Source organism: Amnibacterium setariae, from assembly GCF_003581425.1.
GTDB classification, from domain to species: Bacteria; Actinomycetota; Actinomycetes; order Actinomycetales; family Microbacteriaceae; genus Amnibacterium; species Amnibacterium setariae.
Genome location: NZ_QXTG01000003.1, coordinates 175,021 through 190,688 on the forward strand (window position 1 = coordinate 175,021; position 15,668 = coordinate 190,688).

Consider the following 15,668-nt stretch of genomic DNA (forward strand, 5'->3'; position numbering starts at 1 on the left):
GCCGCTGGGCGTCCCGGCAGGCGGGACGGCCCTCGTGCTTCTCCCATCCAGACTGTGACTGTCGGTTCCGGAATTCCACCGGATCGGCCCGCGCCGCCCTCGCGGGCGATGCGGGTTCGCGGACTCTGACCGCCGGTTCGGACTTCCACCGACCCCGGAGCACGTGTTGCTTGCGGGGAAGTCTAAGCCCGGCGGCCCATGCGTCCGCATGGATGCGACGCCCCGAGACGTCGCAGGTCGTCGAGCTCGGCGAGCACCGCCTCCGGCCGCTCGGCGAGCGCGAAGTGCCCGGCGCCCGGGACGACCCGCTCGGCGAACCCGGGGAAGCGGGCGAACGCCGCCGCGTCACGCCGGCCCACGAACACGTCGCGCGTCCCGCGCACCGACCGGACGGGGCAGACGATCGACAGGCGGGCGAGGTCCAGCCCCGCGGCCGCACGCGCCGCGGCGGCGAACGCCGCGGGCCGCGTCTCGTCGCCGAACGCCTCGAGCACCGACCGGTCGACCGCGCGGCGGTCCGCGAAGAGCGGCGCCGCGAGCGCGCCGAGCGTTCCCGCGCGACCGAGCGCGCGCAGCAGCGGACGGCCGCCGCCCGGCAGGGCGGTGAGCACCCGCATGGCGAGCAGCATGCCGGCGAACCAGGGGAGCCGCGCGCCGCCGACGAGGGGACGGCGGATCGCGGCGAGCACCGCGGGCCCGGTCGGCGACACGAGGAGGACGCCCGCGGTGCGGGCGGGCTCGCGGTCCGCCACGGCGAGCGCCACCAGCCCGCCGAGGGAGTGTCCGACGACGATCCAGCGCTCCGCTCCCGCGGCCCGTGCGACGGCACCGACGGCCTCCGCCGCGCCCGCGAGGTCGAGCGGGCGCGACGGGTCGGGGCTCTCGCCCCAGCCGGACAGGTCGACCGCGACGACGCCGAGGAGCGGGCGGCCCCGCCGGGCCGCGGTCCGCAGCAGCGGCAGCCAGCCCCGCCAGGAGCCGGCGGCGCCGTGCACGAGGACGGTCGCCGGTCCTGCGGCGGGACCGCCGACCCGCGCGACGACGGGCCCGACCGGGGTCTCCGCGACGATCCGACGCAGCCCGAGCGCCGCCTCGTCCTCGTCGCCCGCGTCCACGGGAGGGGTTCGCAGCGGCCGGCGCCGGCGCTCGGTCGGCCCGGCACTCGCACGGGGGCTGGCCGCCCGGGGGTCCCTGGGCGACAGTTGTGAACTGCCCATCATCGCCCGGTGAACCCGCGCCGTCGTCGGAAGAGCCCATGCCCGCCACCCGCCTCCCGCAGCTCCTCGCCGGCTCCGTCGCCGCCGCCGTCCTCGTCGTCGGGGCGGCCGTCCCCGCGCAGGCCGACGCCGCGCAGGTCGTCGTCTCCGCGACGGCCCCGGTCGTCTCGCTGCCGATCGGCGACGGCTGGCTCGACACCGAGTCGCTCACGATCGCCGCCGCGGCCGCTGCGACCGCGTCCGTCGCCGTGCAGCGCGCCGGGGACGCCCCGATCGTCGTCGCAGACGCCGTGGCGCTGCCCGCGGGCGCCACGGTCGTGCGCGTGCCCACCACCGCGCTCGCAGCGGGGGACTGGACGGCGACCGTCACCACGACCGACGGCGCGTCGGCCGCCGCGACCTTCCGGGTGCAGCGGCTGGTCGCCGCGATCACCGGCCTCAGCGTCCGGCGCTCGCTGCCCACCGTCTACCCCGTGCGGGACGGCTACCGCGACGCCGTCGTCTTCACCGTGCGGCCGACCGTCGCTGGTCCGAGGTCGGCCCGCGTCACCGGCACCGCGAGGCTCGCCCGAGCGGGCCGCACCGCGAAGTCCTGGACGCTGCACGCCGGCGACAACCGGCTGACCTGGAACGGCAGGACGAGCCGCGGCGTGCAGCCCGGCCGCTACACGCTGACCGTCGCCGCCCGCGGCCCCCAGGGCGCGGCGAGGACCGTGCGATCCTCGGTCGTCGTCAGCCCGAAGCGGCTCGTCACCCGCACGGCGACCACGACCCGGACCGCCGCCGCGGTCCTCACCCGCTGGCAGTCCTACGACGGCACCGGCGACGCGGGCCAGTGCGGCTCCCTGATCGACGACGTCCTCTGCCGCACCGGCACGGCCGTCGACGGCGCGCCCTACGCCGCCGTCGTCGGCGGCAGCGTGTCGGTGCCGAAGGCGGTGCGCGCCGCGACGGCCCTCGGCCGGCCCGAGCTGCGGGTCGCCGTGCAGGCGTCGAGGCTCGACGGCCGCGCCACCCTCGCCTACGGCGTCGGCTCCGGGCACACGACCCGCACCGCGGCGCGGGGCACGACGACCGGGAAGACGATCCGCTGGTCCGGGAACCCGGCCTCCGCGTCGGTCTTCGTCGGCGTGGGCGACGCCACCTCGATCGCGCTGCACCGGTTCGTGCTCACGTTCCGGTACCGCGCGCTCGTCTGACGCGTCCCGTCAGAAGCGGCTCGGCGTGAGCTGCGCCGGCACGTCGGCCAGCCCGTCGAGGCCGTGGTCGGCGCCGAGCAGCAGGCCGGCGGCGACCTGCGCGAGCGCCGCGGACGTCTGGATCCCGTACCCGCCCTGCCCCGCCAGCCAGAAGAAGCCCGGCACCTCGTCGTCGAACCCGACGACCGGCACCGTGTCGGGGGAGAGGGTGCGCAGCCCCGTCCACGTCGTGATCGGGGCGCCGAGGCCGAGGTCCGTCACCGCGTCCACCCGCTCCAGCACGGTGGCGACGACCTCGGGCAGCGGGCGGGCGTCCTCCGGCTCGCTGACGACGTCCTCGAGGGCGGAGGCGAGCACCGCCTCGCCGCGCGGCCGGAAGTAGAAGCGGTCGGCGACGTCCGCCGCCATCGGCCAGCGAGGATCGACCGGTCGTGCCGCGGGGGCGACGGCGACGGTGCGCCGCTTCGGCACGAGACCGCGGGGGCGCACCCCGAACAGCCCTGCCACGGCGTCCACCCACGCCCCGGCGGCGTCGACGACGAGCGGCGCCTCCACGACCTCGTCGCCGGCGGTCAGGCGCCACGACCCGCCGACCCGCTCCGCCCGCGCGACCCGCGAGCCGGCGACGATCCGGGTGCCCGCGGCGACGGCGTCGTCGCCGTACCAGCCGAGCAGCACCGGCACGTCGACCTCGACGGCCGACAGGTCGACCGCCGCGTCGACGAGCGGCGCGCGATGGAGCGCGGGGAGCAGGCGCACCGCCTCGTCCGCCCCGATCGCGGTGAGGCCGGGCACGGTCGCGAGCAGGTGCTGGAAGCGCTCCGGCGCCGGGTCGTAGTGCAGCCACAGCAGCGGGCGATCGACGTAGATCCGGCGGCCGGCGGCGTCGGCGCGCGCCTCCACCATCGGGATCGAGGCCGCCGTGAGCGCGCGGACCGGCGCGGGGCCGTAGGTCGGCTGCATCTGCTGCGCGGAGCGGCTGGAGGTGTGGTGGAAGAGCTCCGGCTCCGCCTCGATCACCACCACCGACGCCCGGCCGCCGATCGCGGCCGCGAGCGAGAGCCCCGCGATGCCGCCGCCGATGATCGCGATGTCGGCCGTGATGCGCATGCCGCAGTCCTATCGCGCGCGTGTTGCGCAGCGGTTTCGCGCCCGGTCCCGACGCCGGGGCGCCGGGACCGGGCGGCGGTCACAGGGAGGGGTAGAGGCCGACGCGCTCGTGCACGGCCGCGAGCTTCGCCGAGGCCAGCGCGTTCGCGCGCTCGGCGCTGCGCTGCAGGATCCGGTCGACCTCCGCCGGGTCCGCCTGCAGCTCGAGGGTGCGCTCGCGGATCGGCGCGAACTCCGCCACGACCGCGTCGGCGACGTCGCGCTTGAAGTCGCCGTAGCCGCGGCCCTCGTACTCGGCCTCGAGCGCGGGGATCGTGGTGCCGCGGACCGCGGAGAGGATGGCGAGCAGGTTGGAGACGCCCGGCTTCTCCTCCCGGTCGAACCGCACCTCGCGGCCCGTGTCGGTCACGGCGGAGCGGATCTTCTTGGCGACCTTCGTCGGCTCGTCGAGCATCCAGACGATGCCGGAGTCCGTCGCCGCCGACTTGCTCATCTTCGCCGTCGGGGTCTGCAGGTCGTAGATCCGGGCGGTCTCCTGCTGGATCCGCGGCTTCGGCACGACGAACGTCTCCCCGAACCGGGAGTTGAACCGCTGCGCGAGGTCCCGCGCGAGCTCGACGTGCTGCTTCTGGTCGTCGCCGACCGGCACCTGCTCCGTGTCGTACAGCAGGATGTCCGCCGCCATGAGGATCGGGTAGGTGAACAGCCCGACGCTCGCGGCGTCCGCGCCCTGCCGGGCCGACTTGTCCTTGAACTGGGTCATCCGGCCGGCCTCGCCGAACCCGGTGATCGTGTTCAGCACCCAGGCGAGCTGCGCGTGCGCGGGCACCTGCGACTGCACGAACATCGTCGACCGCTCGGGGTCGATCCCGGCGGCGATGTACTGCACCGCGAGCGTCCGGGTCGCGTCGCGGAGGCCCGCGGGGTCCTGGGGCACGGTGATCGCGTGCAGGTCGACGATGCAGAAGATCGCGTCGAAGTCGTCCTGCATCCCCTTCCACTGCTGGATGGCGCCGATGTAGTTGCCGATGTGGAGGGAGTCGGCGGAGGGCTGGATGCCGGAGAAGATGCGGGGCTTGGCGCTCATGGCGGTCCTTCGAGAGGAGGAGGGAGGAGAAGGAGGGGGAGGGGAGGGCGGCTCAGGCGCCGATGCGGTAGTCCACGACCACGGGGGTGTGGTCGGACCATCGCTCGTCCCGGGTCGCCGCGCGGTCCACGGCGACCTGCTCGACCCGCTCCGCCAGCGCGGGCGAGGCGAGGTGGTAGTCGATGCGCCAGCCGGCGTCGTTGGCGAAGGTCTGGCCCCGCCAGGACCACCACGTGTACGGCCCCTGCACCTCGCCGGCGGCGCGGCGGCCGACGTCGACCCAGCCGAGCCCGCCGCCCGCGTTGTAGTCGGCCGCGTCCTCCGCGCCGACGAACCGGTCCCAGAAGGCGCGCTCCTCGGGGAGGAACCCGCTGTTCTTCAGGTTCCCCTTCCAGTTCTTGATGTCGAGGCTGCGGTGCGCGACGTTCAGGTCGCCGACGATCAGGGAGAGCGGGTTGTGGGCGGTGAGCTCCGGCATCCGCCGCTCGAACGCCTCGAGGAAGCGCATCTTGTCGTCCTGCTTCGGCGTGCCCGCCTCGCCCGAGTGCACGTACGCGGAGACGACGGTGAGGATCTCGCCGCCGATCGCGTAGTCGGCCTCGAGCCAGCGGCCCGCGGTGTCGAAGTCCTCGTCGCCGATCGTGACGCGGTGGATCTCGGCCTTCCCGCGCGACGCGATGGCGACGCCCGCGCGGCCCTTGACGGTGGCGGGGTCGTGCAGCACGTCCCACTCGGCGCCGAGCAGCTCCTCGAGGTCGGAGGTCGCCGCGCGCACCTCCTGCAGCGCGAGCACGTCGACGCCGCGGTCCTCGAGCCACGCGCCCATGCCCTTGCGGAAGGCCGCTCGCACGCCGTTGACATTGACGGTCGCGACCCTCACCGTCTGCTGCGCCATGGGCCCAAGCCTAGGAGCACCGGGCGACGTCCTCCGGCCCGGTCACCCGTCCGCGCGCTCCACCTCGTGCTCGTCGGGCGACGGGTCCCCGGTGCGCTGCTGCGCCTCCCGGTACTCGCTCGCCGTCGGCACCTCCTGCCGCCGCCGCGCCTCCGCCCGCACCTCGCGCTGCAGCTGCCGCGACAGCCGCCAGCGGGCGAGGCCGCGGGAGGAGCGGACGCGATCCTCGAGCGCCTGCCGGTTCGCGCGGGCGACCAGGCGCCGCGCGTCCTCGAGGCGCTCCGCCTCCGACTGCTCGCGCTGGTCCGGAGAGAGAGAGGAGGCGTCGACGCCGGCGTCGAGCATGCCGACCGCCACCCACGCGGCGGCGACGAGGATGATCTGGCAGGCGAAGTTGAAGAAGACCAACAGCCCGATCAGCACCGCGAAGCCCTGGATGACCGGGTTGTTCGTGCCGAGGTGCAGCAGGCTCGAGGCGAGCGTCTGCAGCACGGCGAGGGCGACGCCGCCGATGGCCGCGCCGGCCCAGAGCCGGCGCCGCGGCACCGGGATCCCGGACAGGATCCGGAACGCGGCCGCCAGCATCACGGCCTCGATCCCCGCCAGCACGACGAGCGCGACCGCGGCGGTCAGCACCTGCTGCACGGGGCCCGCGTTCCCGAGGCCGAGGAGCCCGAGCACGAAGTCGAGCGCCGCGTTGCTCACGACCGTGATCACGGCGGTGAGCAGCACGACGGCGCCGAAGGCGACCGCGAGGCCCAGGTCGCGCGCCTTCAGGAGGAAGAAGTTCCCCTCCTCGTTGGGCAGGCCGAACATGATGCGGATGGCGGTGCGCAGCGTCGCGAGGAAGCCGACCGCGGTGTACAGGACGATGAGCAGGGACAGCGCGCTGGAGAGCGACAGCCCGCTCGCCGAGAGCAGGTCGGCGCCCTTGATCGCGCCGGTGGTGCTCGTGCCGTAGGCGATCAGGTTCGGCAGGAAGCGGTTGATCGTGCCGAACACCTGGTCCTGCAGCGCCGTGTTCCCCTGCAGCGAGAAGCCGAGCACGGCGAACGAGAACCACAGGGCGCCCGCGAGCGCGAAGAACGCCTGGTACGTCATGCCCGAGGCGATGAGCGGGCCGTTGTCGCTGTTGTAGTGGAGGAGGACGCGGACCGGCCGGAGCGCGAGCACCCGCTGGATCAGCCCCGCGATGCCGGTCGCGCGCTGCTCGGGGTCCGGCTGCGCGCCCGACGCGCGGACGGGGATCTCGTCGTCGCGGACCCCCTGGTCGTCGCGCGAGTCGCTCACACCGGGAGGCTACCGAGCGCGCGCTGCCGATCCGGTGGGAGCGGGATGAGCGCTCCGGCGGCCTCCACGGTTGTCCTCGACAACCCCGGTCCTACACTGATCGACTGTCCGACAGGGCCACGGCGAAGGAGACGGGCGATGCGGTTGAACGGGATCGGCGTGGGACGGGCGATCGCGACGGGACCGGTCCGCCGGATGCCCGATCCGCTGCCGGAGCCGCCGGAGGGCGAGTCGCCGGCCGACCGCGACGCGGAGGTCGCGCGTACGCGGACCGCCCTGCAGCAGGTCGCCGCGGAGCTCACCGAGCGCGGCGCCCGCGCCGGCGGCGACGCGAAGAACGTGCTCGAGGCGCAGGCGCTCATGGCGGAGGACCCGACCCTCGTCGACGACGTCGTCGCGCGGATCCAGCAGGGCCGCACCGGCCAGCGCGCGGTGCACGAGGCGTTCCTCGAGTTCCAGGTGATGCTCGTCGGGCTCGGCGGCTACATGGCCGAGCGCGCCGCCGATCTGGGCGACGTCGCCCAGCGGATCATCGCGCGGCTCACCGGTGTTCCTGCCCCGGGCATCCCGGAGTCGGACGTGCCGTTCGTGCTCGTCGCCCGGGACCTCGCGCCGGCCGACACCGCGCTGCTCGACCTCGACAAGGTCCTCGCGCTCATCACCCGGGACGGCGGCCCCACCTCCCACACCGCGATCCTCGCCCGCGCCCGGTCGATCCCCGCGATCGTCGGCGTGAGCGGCGCCGAGTCGCTCGAGGACGGGCGCGCGGTCATCGTCGACGCCGGTGCCGGCACGGTCGAGGTCGACCCCGAGCCGTCGGCCGTCGACGCCGCGCTCCGCCTGATCGAGGAGCGCCGCGCGGCCGCGAACGCGCCCATCACGCCCGGCGCGCTCGCCGACGGCACGACCGTCCAGCTGCTCGCGAACATCGGCGGCGCGAAGGACGCGGCGAAGGCGGTCGAGCTCGGCGCGGAGGGCGTCGGCCTGTTCCGCACCGAGTTCCTGTTCCTCGACTCGAAGTCGGCGCCGACCGTGCAGCAGCAGAAGGAGCAGTACGTCGCCGTGCTGAAGGCCTTCCCCGGCAAGAAGGTCGTGGTCCGCGCGCTCGACGCGGGCGCCGACAAGCCGCTGTCGTTCCTCAACGACAGCGAGGAGGAGAACCCGGCGCTCGGCCTGCGCGGCCTGCGGGTGCTGCGCACCCACGAGGACATCCTCCGCGAGCAGCTGACGGCGCTCGCCGAGGCGGCGGCCGAGACCGAGGCGGACCTCTGGGTGATGGCGCCGATGGTGTCCGAGCCCGAGGAGAGCGAGTACTTCACGGCGCTCGCGCGCGAGCTCGGGATCCGGACCCCGGGCGTGATGGTCGAGGTGCCGTCCGCGGCGCTGCTCGCCGCGCAGATCCTCGAGTCGGCCGACTTCGTCTCGATCGGCACGAACGACCTGACGCAGTACACCCTGGCGGCGGACCGCCTCCTCGGCACGGTCGCGGCCTTCCAGGACCCGTGGCACCCGGCGGTGCTCCGCCTCGTGGCGGAGGTCGGGAAGGCGGGCGCCGCGGCCGGCAAGAGCGTCGGCATCTGCGGCGAGGCCGCGGCCGACCCGGCGCTCGCGGTCGTGCTGGTGGGCCTCGGCGCGAAGAGCCTCTCGATGACGCCGGCGGCGCTCGCCGACGTGCGCGCCGAGCTGCTGACGGTGTCGCTCGACGAGGCGAAGGCGCGCGCCGCCGCGGCGCTCGCCGCGCCGAGCGCCGCGGCCGCCCGCGAGGCGGCCGCGAACGCGGGGCAGGTCCCCGCCTCCGCCTGATCCGTTGTGAAGGAGTTCCTCAGCCGAAGGCCCGGGAACTCCTTCAGAACGGAAGCGGGGTCAGTCGGCGGCGGTGACCGGGACCAGCTGGCCCAGCAGGTTGGGGCCGCCCTTCACCGGGTTGTGCGCGCCGACGAAGATCCAGGCCGGCAGGCCGTTCCCGGTGTCCGTCGCCTGCACGGTCGCCATGCCCTCGCCCTCGCCGCCCCAGTAGAGGAGGCCCTCGGTGCTCGCGGCCGTCGTGAAGAGGCCGCTGCCGTCGAGGTCGTACTTCTCGACGAGGTTCTTGCCCTTGAGGCTCGTGTAGATCCAGAGCTGGCCGCCGACGAGGTCCATGCCCTGCGGCACGCCGCGGATGGCGACGCCGCGGGTCGCGGTGATCGTGCCGGCGGGCACCTTCGGGTTCCCGGCGTCGTCGAGGTCCGTCGAGTCCTGCAGGGTGGCGGAGCTGATCGAGTAGGCGCCGGACGCGCCGGAGAAGATCAGCAGGCGGTTGCCGGCGTCGTCGACGCTCACCATCGCGTTGTTCCCGAGGGTGCCGGAGTAGTCGAGGGTCCGCCTGATCGCCTGGGTCGGGTCGGTCGGCGTGCTCCACTGCGGGTCCGTCGGGTCGAGCACGAACACCTTCGTCGGCGTCTGCGCGCCGCCGGTCGCCGCGTAGAGCATGCCGGTCACCGTCGAGTAGGCGAGCTCGGCGACGTGCGCGATCGGCACCGGGCCGAGCGACGAGACGCGCAGGCCGGTGCCGTCGTAGACGTCGATCCGGGAGAGGTCGTTCCCGATGTCGTAGCCGACGTAGAAGGAGCCGTTGCGGACGGCCAGGCCCTGCTGGTTGCCGTCGGCGAGCGTGAACATGCCGCGGACCGCGTACGGGAGGTGGTCCTTCGTGACCTTCAGCGTCGTCGTCCTCGTCCGCACGACGCCCTGCGGGCCGCGGAGGGACAGAGTGACCGTCCAGGTGCCGCTCACGACCGTGCCGCCGGCGTCGAGGGTCCCGCCGACGCGGCCGTTCCAGGTGAAGGCGTGCGGCTTCCCGTCCTTCACCGGGAAGGTCGCGGCGACCGTCTTCCCCTTCGCGATCGTCAGGGTGCCGGAGACCTTCGCCTTCGAGCCGCCGGAGGCCGTGCCGGAGGTGGTGAGCACGACCGAGTCGAGCAGGCCGTCGCGCACGGGCTGCACGGTGTCGGCGGACCGGACGACGCGGAGGGCGCCGACGGCGGTGGGCGCGAGGGTGAGCGCCGTGCGGCGCACCGCCTTCTTCCCGGCCGGCCCGGTGACCGTCGTGGTGAGGGTCGCGGCGCCGAGCGGCAGCGCGGTGACGGGGAGGGTCGCCGTGCCCGCCCTCGACAGCTTCCGCGTCACGTGCTTGCGGCCGGCGTCGATGCGGACCGTGCCGGTGACCGGCACGACGGTCATCGTCTCGTCCTGGCCGACCACCGTGACGACCGCGGCGTCGAGCGAGCCGTCCCGGTAGGGGTAGAGGGTGCGCGCGGCGGGGCGGACGGCGACGTGCGTCGCCGCGCCGGAGCCGACCCGGATCGAGGTGGAGCCCCAGGCCCAGACGCCGTGCAGGTCGGAGCGCTGCGAGCGCAGGCGCCAGGTGCCGGCCTTCAGGTCGGACACGTCGACCGCGACGGTCTTCGCCCAGCCCTGCTTCACCTTCTTGAGGGCGATCCCGGTGGCGAGGTGCACCTTCTTCTTCCCGCGGATCGCGTCGACGTCGACGCGTCCGCCGGAGGCGGCGAGGATCCGGACGGTCGTGCGGTCGCGCAGCCCGTCGCCCGCGGGCAGCGTGAGCACGCCGCCGTCCGCGGCGACCTGCGCGCGGATCGCGAGCCCGACCGGCCACGGGGTCGCGGTGGGGGAGGGCGTCGGCTTCGCGGTCGGCTTCGGCGTCGCGGCGTCGGCGGGCGCGGCCACGAGCAGCCCCGCCAGCGTCACGGCGCAGAGCGCTCCCGCGGTCACCGCCGCTCGGATCCGCCTCGACCCGGGGCCCTCAGTTCTCCGTCTCACAGCGCCGCCACGCTACGAGGGGCCTCCGGCCGGGACCGCGCGCCACACGGCGATCGGCCGGATCGGCCGGTCCGGGCGCGGAAAGCGGAACGGCCGTCCGCCTGCTCGTGCAGGCGGACGGCCGTCGGCGTCCCGGACCGGACGTCAGGCGATCTTGATCTTGTCCGGCCGGCGGATCGTCGCCGCCTTGACCTCGCTGATCGCCTTCGTGATCTGGATGCCGCGCGGGCAGGCCTCGGAGCAGTTGAAGGTCGTGCGGCAGCGCCACACGCCCTCCTTGTCGTTGAGGATGTCGAGGCGGACCTCCGCCTCCTCGTCGCGGCTGTCGAAGATGAAGCGGTGCGCGTTCACGATCGCGGCCGGCCCGAAGTACTGGCCGTCGGTCCAGAACACGGGGCAGGAGGAGGTGCACGCGGCGCAGAGGATGCACTTCGTGGTGTCGTCGAAGCGCTCGCGGTCCGCGGCGGACTGGAGGCGCTCGCGGCCCTCCGGCGGCGCGGTGTGCGACTGCAGGAAGGGCTGCACGGCGCGGAAGGAGGCGAAGAACGGCTCCATGTCCACGACGAGGTCCTTCTCGAGCGGCAGGCCCTTGATCGCCTCGATGTAGATCGGCTTCGTCGGGTCGAGGTCCTTGATCAGGGTCTTGCAGGCGAGCCGGTTGCGGCCGTTGATGCGCATCGCGTCGGACCCGCAGACGCCGTGGGCGCACGAGCGGCGGAACGTCAGCGACCCGTCCTGCTCCCACTTGATCTTGTGCAGCGCGTCGAGGATCCGGTCCGTCGGCAGCGTGTCCACGTCGTAGTCGACCCAGCGCGGCTCGCTGTCCACCTCGGGGTCGAACCGCCGGACGATCAGCGTGATCGTCGTGAAGCCCTCGGCGGGCCGGCGCTTGATCGCGGGGTTCATGACGGCGTCGGTGACGCCGGGGAGAGCAGTGATCGTCATCAGTACTTCCGCTCCATCGGCTGGTAGCGCGTCACGACGACGGGCTTCCAGTCGAGCTGAATGTGGTCCGCGGCGTCCGACGAGTGCGGGTCGCCGGTGAGGTACGCCATCGTGTGCTTCATGTAGTTCTCGTCGTCGCGCTTCGGGAAGTCGTCGCGCATGTGGCCGCCCCGGCTCTCCTTGCGGTTCCGCGCCGAGAAGACCACGACCTCGGCCAGGTCGAGCAGGAAGCCGAGCTCGATCGCCTCGAGCAGGTCCGTGTTGAACCGCTTGCCCTTGTCCTGGATGCCGATGTTCCGGTAGCGCTCGCGCAGCCCGTGGATCACCTCGGTCACCTTCGCGAGCGACTCGTCGGTGCGGAACACCTGCGCGGAGGCGTCCATGTTGTCCTGGAGCTCCTTGCGCAGGTCGGCGATGCGCTCGGTGCCCGTCGACGTGCGCAGCTGCTCGACGAGGTCGCGCACCGAAGCGGCCGGGTCCTTCGGCAGCGGCACGAACGACGCCTCGCGGGCGTAGTCGACCGCGTTGTTGCCGGCCCGCTTGCCGAATACGTTGATGTCGAGCAGCGAGTTCGTGCCGAGGCGGTTCGAGCCGTGGACGGACACGCACGCGCACTCGCCGGCGGCGTAGAGGCCGGGCACGACGGTGTCGTTGTCCGACAGCACCTCCGCCTTCACGTTCGTCGGGATGCCGCCCATCGCGTAGTGCGCGGTCGGCATGACCGGCACCGGCTCGACGACGGGGTCGACGCCGAGGTAGGTGCGCGCGAACTCCGTGATGTCGGGCAGCTTCGTCTCGAGGACCTCCGCGCCGAGGTGCGTGCAGTCGAGCAGCACGTAGTCCTTCAGCGGCCCGGCGCCGCGGCCCTCCGCGACCTCCTGGACCATGCAGCGGGACACGATGTCGCGGGGCGCGAGGTCCTTGATCGTCGGGGCGTAGCGCTCCATGAACCGCTCGCCGGACGCGTTGCGGAGGATCGCGCCCTCGCCGCGGGCGCCCTCGGTGAGCAGGATGCCGAGCTTCGCGAGGCCGGTCGGGTGGAACTGGAAGAACTCCATGTCCTCGAGCGGCAGGCCCTTGCGCCAGATGATCCCGACGCCGTCGCCGGTCAGCGTGTGCGCGTTCGAGGTCGTCTTGTAGATCTTCCCGAAGCCGCCCGTCGCGAAGACGATCGACTTCGCCTGGAACACGTGGATGCGGCCGGTCGCGAGCTCGTAGGCGACGACGCCGGAGGGGCGGGAGACGATCCGGCCGCCCTCCTCGACGTCCGTCATCACGAGGTCGAGCGCGTAGTACTCGTTGAAGAAGTCGATGCCGTGCTTGACGCAGTTCTGGTACAGCGTCTGCAGGATCATGTGGCCGGTGCGGTCCGCGGCGTAGCAGGCCCGGCGCACGGGGCTCTTGCCGTGGTCGGCGGTGTGCCCGCCGAAGCGGCGCTGGTCGATCTTCCCCTCGGGCGTCCGGTTGAACGGCAGGCCCATGTTCTCGAGGTCGATGACCGCGTCGATGGCCTCCTTCGCCAGGATCTCGGCGGCGTCCTGGTCGACCAGGTAGTCGCCGCCCTTCACCGTGTCGAAGGTGTGCCACTCCCAGCTGTCCTCCTCCACGTTCGCGAGCGCGGCGGCCATGCCGCCCTGCGCCGCGCCCGTGTGGGAGCGGGTGGGGTAGAGCTTCGTGATGACGGCCGTCTTCGCCTTCGGGCCGGCCTCGATCGCCGCGCGCATGCCCGCGCCGCCGGCGCCGATGATGACGACGTCGTGCCGGTGGTACAGGATCCCGTCGATCTCGCGCTCGTCCGGGCCCTCGTCGGTCCAGCCCATGGTCTCGCTCGGGCGACGGCGCGGCGCCTTCCGCGGCGTCGCCGTCGCGGCCGCGTCGGGGCGGTCCTCGTGGTGCGTGATCCGCTCGACGATGCGACGGATCGGGCCGGTCGGGTTCTCGATCCTCGCGTTCATCGGGTGAGCGCCGAGCAGAAGTCGGGCAGCGTGCCGGGGGCGGCGTTGGGCGGGCAGGGGTCGAACGTCGTGATCACCAGGGTTCCGAGGACGATGAGGAGGGCGACCGCCACGAGGATGGCGCCCTTGAGGAGCTTGTTGGCGGTCGGGTTCGAGACGTAGTCGTTCGTGATCGTCCGCATGCCGTTGCCGCCGTGGATCAGGGCGAGCCAGAGCATCAGGCCGTCCCAGACCTGCCAGAACGGGCTGGCCCACTTCCCGGCGATGAACGCGAAGTCGACCTGCTTCACGCCCTCGCCCGCGACGAGGTTGATGAAGAGGTGCCCGAAGATCAGCACGACCAGCACGACGCCGGACGCGCGCATGTAGATCCAGCCCCACTTCTCGAGGTTCCCCCGGCGGGCGGAGGTGCGGGGCGCGTCGAAGGTCGTGGCCATCAGGACGCCACCTCGGAGATGATCACCATCAGCTGACGGGGCGCGAAGCCGGCCATCGTCACGACCCAGAGCGCGATCACGATCCAGAACATGGCGCGCTGGTGCCGGGTGCCCACCGACCAGAAGTCGATCAGGATGATCCGCAGCCCGTTGAAGGCGTGGAACACGATCGCCGCGACGAGGAAGAGCTCGCCGAGCCCCATGATCGGGTTCTTGTAGGTCGCGATCACGCCGTTGTAGGTCTGCGGCGAGATGCGCACCAGCGCCGTGTCGAGCACGTGCACGAGCAGGAAGAAGAAGATCGCGACGCCGGTGATGCGGTGGAGCACCCACGACCACATGCCCTCGTGCCCGCGGTACACCGTGCCGGCGGGCGCCTTCGGCAGCGGGACGCGCCCTGGCGCGGGAGCCGGCTTGAGAGACACCATCGTTCGAGCAGCCCTTCGGATCGGGAGCAGACGCGTTCGATCCTACGTTCCACGAGGGGGCGCGCTGCGTCCGGAAACGGGGGCGCGGCTGAGACCCTGCTGCGACCCGTCGTTACGCTGACGCCATGACGGACGGGATGCACTGGGCCGGGCGGGGCACCGAGCCGGACGCGGTGGAGCGCTTCTACGCGGTCATCCCCGCGGGCGGGATCGGGTCGCGCCTCTGGCCGCTGTCCCGCGCGGACGCGCCGAAGTTCCTCCACGACCTCACCGGCTCGGGCCAGACGCTGCTGCGGGAGACCTGGGAGCGCCTCGCGCCGATCAGCGGCGAGGACCGCGTGATGGTCGTCTGCGGGCGCGCGCACCGCGCCGCCGTCGAGGCGCAGCTGCCCGCCCTCGAGGACCGCAACGTGGTCCTCGAGAGCGAGGGCAAGGACTCCTCGGCCGCCATCGGGCTCGCCGCCGCGATCCTCGAGCTGCGCGAGCCGGACGTGATCATCGGCTCGTTCGCCGCGGACCACGTGATCGGCGACGTGCGCCGGTTCCGCCGCGCCGTCGTCGAGGCGATCGTCGTCGCCGACGCCGGCTACATCGCGACGATCGGCATCGTGCCGACCGAGCCGGCCATCGGCTTCGGCTACATCGAGGCGGGGGAGAAGCTCGACGTCGCGGGCACGACGAGCGCCTACGCCGTCTCCCGCTTCGTCGAGAAGCCGGACCTCGAGACCGCCCGCTCCTACGTCGAGTCGGGCCGCTACCTCTGGAACGGCGGCATGTTCATCGCGCGGGCGACGACGCTGCTCGACGAGATGGCGAAGTCGAAGCCGCGGCTCGTCGCCGGGCTCCGCGAGCTCGCCGCCGCCTGGGACACGGCGGAGCGCGGCGCCGCCGTGGACCGGATCTGGCCCGGGCTCGAGAAGATCGCGATCGACTACTCCGTCGCCGAGCCCGCCGCGGCCGCCGGGCGGCTCGCGACCGTCGAGGGCGACTTCCAGTGGGACGACGTCGGCGACTTCGCCTCGATCGCGAAGCTGCAGTCGGGCGGCCGGGGGAGCGACCTCGCGATCCTCGGCGAGCACGCCCGCGTGCTGGCCGACTCCTCGAGCGGCATCGTCGTCACCGACCGCGACCGCCTCATCACCCTGATCGGCGTCGAGAACATCGTGGTCGTCGACACGGAGGACGCGCTCCTCGTCACGACGAGCGAGCACGCCCAGCGCGTGAAGAGCGTCGTCGACGCCCTGAAGCTCAGCGGCAGGACCGACGTCCTGTAGTCCTCCCGGTCCGGG

At 73.4% G+C, this 15,668-nt stretch carries 13 protein-coding genes and 1 riboswitch; of the genes, 3 read left to right on the forward strand and 10 right to left on the reverse strand.

Going from position 1 to position 15,668, the window contains the following annotated elements:
* Positions 1 to 31: 31 nt before the first annotated feature.
* A riboswitch (FMN riboswitch) is annotated at positions 32 to 166 on the reverse strand.
* Between the two features lie 16 nt (positions 167 to 182).
* On the reverse strand, positions 183 to 1,115 hold the full coding sequence (locus tag D1781_RS16560) for an alpha/beta fold hydrolase (RefSeq protein ID WP_233551492.1): 933 nt from the start codon (positions 1,113 to 1,115) through the stop codon (positions 183 to 185).
* Positions 1,116 to 1,255: 140 nt separating this feature from the next.
* Here D1781_RS16560 and D1781_RS16565 point away from each other — a divergent pair, with 140 nt between their 5' ends.
* Positions 1,256 to 2,416 (forward strand): hypothetical protein, encoded by a 1,161-nt coding sequence (locus D1781_RS16565; protein ID WP_119483617.1) that lies wholly within the window; start codon positions 1,256 to 1,258, stop codon positions 2,414 to 2,416.
* 9 nt (positions 2,417 to 2,425) lie between these two features.
* On the opposite strand, the gene D1781_RS16570 is transcribed toward D1781_RS16565, so the two are convergent.
* The 4 genes from D1781_RS16570 to D1781_RS16585 form a co-directional block, all read right to left on the reverse strand.
* Complete coding sequence (locus D1781_RS16570; protein ID WP_119483618.1) at positions 2,426 to 3,526, reverse strand: NAD(P)/FAD-dependent oxidoreductase; 1,101 nt, start codon at positions 3,524 to 3,526, stop codon at positions 2,426 to 2,428.
* A gap of 79 nt (positions 3,527 to 3,605) precedes the next feature.
* Complete coding sequence (trpS, locus tag D1781_RS16575) at positions 3,606 to 4,613, reverse strand: tryptophan--tRNA ligase (protein ID WP_119483619.1); 1,008 nt, start codon at positions 4,611 to 4,613, stop codon at positions 3,606 to 3,608.
* Positions 4,614 to 4,665: 52 nt separating this feature from the next.
* On the reverse strand, positions 4,666 to 5,508 hold the full coding sequence (locus D1781_RS16580; RefSeq protein WP_119483620.1) for an exodeoxyribonuclease III: 843 nt from the start codon (positions 5,506 to 5,508) through the stop codon (positions 4,666 to 4,668).
* A 42-nt stretch (positions 5,509 to 5,550) separates the two neighbouring features.
* Positions 5,551 to 6,798 carry a YihY/virulence factor BrkB family protein gene (locus D1781_RS16585; protein ID WP_119483621.1) on the reverse strand — a complete coding sequence of 416 codons (1,248 nt, stop codon included), beginning with the start codon at positions 6,796 to 6,798 and terminating at the stop codon, positions 5,551 to 5,553.
* A gap of 138 nt (positions 6,799 to 6,936) precedes the next feature.
* Between D1781_RS16585 and ptsP the strand changes: the two genes are divergently transcribed.
* Positions 6,937 to 8,601: a phosphoenolpyruvate--protein phosphotransferase gene (gene ptsP / locus D1781_RS16590; protein WP_119483622.1), complete on the forward strand. Its 1,665-nt coding sequence runs from the start codon at positions 6,937 to 6,939 to the stop codon at positions 8,599 to 8,601.
* Between the two features lie 60 nt (positions 8,602 to 8,661).
* On the opposite strand, the gene D1781_RS16595 is transcribed toward ptsP, so the two are convergent.
* From D1781_RS16595 to sdhC, 5 genes are all read right to left on the reverse strand, one after another.
* Positions 8,662 to 10,566 carry a hypothetical protein gene (locus D1781_RS16595; RefSeq protein WP_119483623.1) on the reverse strand — a complete coding sequence of 635 codons (1,905 nt, stop codon included), beginning with the start codon at positions 10,564 to 10,566 and terminating at the stop codon, positions 8,662 to 8,664.
* A 192-nt stretch (positions 10,567 to 10,758) separates the two neighbouring features.
* Entirely contained in the window at positions 10,759 to 11,520 is a 762-nt protein-coding gene (locus D1781_RS16600; RefSeq protein ID WP_119483747.1) for a succinate dehydrogenase iron-sulfur subunit, read from the reverse strand.
* A gap of 38 nt (positions 11,521 to 11,558) precedes the next feature.
* A complete protein-coding gene (gene sdhA / locus D1781_RS16605) occupies positions 11,559 to 13,379 on the reverse strand; it encodes a succinate dehydrogenase flavoprotein subunit (protein WP_119483748.1) in 1,821 nt (606 codons plus the stop codon).
* 131 nt (positions 13,380 to 13,510) lie between these two features.
* Positions 13,511 to 13,951 (reverse strand): succinate dehydrogenase hydrophobic membrane anchor subunit, encoded by a 441-nt coding sequence (locus D1781_RS16610; RefSeq protein WP_119483624.1) that lies wholly within the window; start codon positions 13,949 to 13,951, stop codon positions 13,511 to 13,513.
* The gene (gene sdhC / locus D1781_RS16615; RefSeq protein ID WP_119483625.1) at positions 13,951 to 14,379 is read right to left on the reverse strand and encodes a succinate dehydrogenase, cytochrome b556 subunit; all 429 of its coding nucleotides are present in this window, start codon (positions 14,377 to 14,379) and stop codon (positions 13,951 to 13,953) included. The genes D1781_RS16610 and sdhC overlap by 1 nt, the downstream gene beginning before the upstream one ends.
* Positions 14,380 to 14,504: 125 nt before the next feature.
* Between sdhC and D1781_RS16620 the strand changes: the two genes are divergently transcribed.
* Positions 14,505 to 15,653: a mannose-1-phosphate guanylyltransferase gene (locus tag D1781_RS16620; RefSeq protein WP_233551494.1), complete on the forward strand. Its 1,149-nt coding sequence runs from the start codon at positions 14,505 to 14,507 to the stop codon at positions 15,651 to 15,653.
* Positions 15,654 to 15,668: the final 15 nt, after the last annotated feature.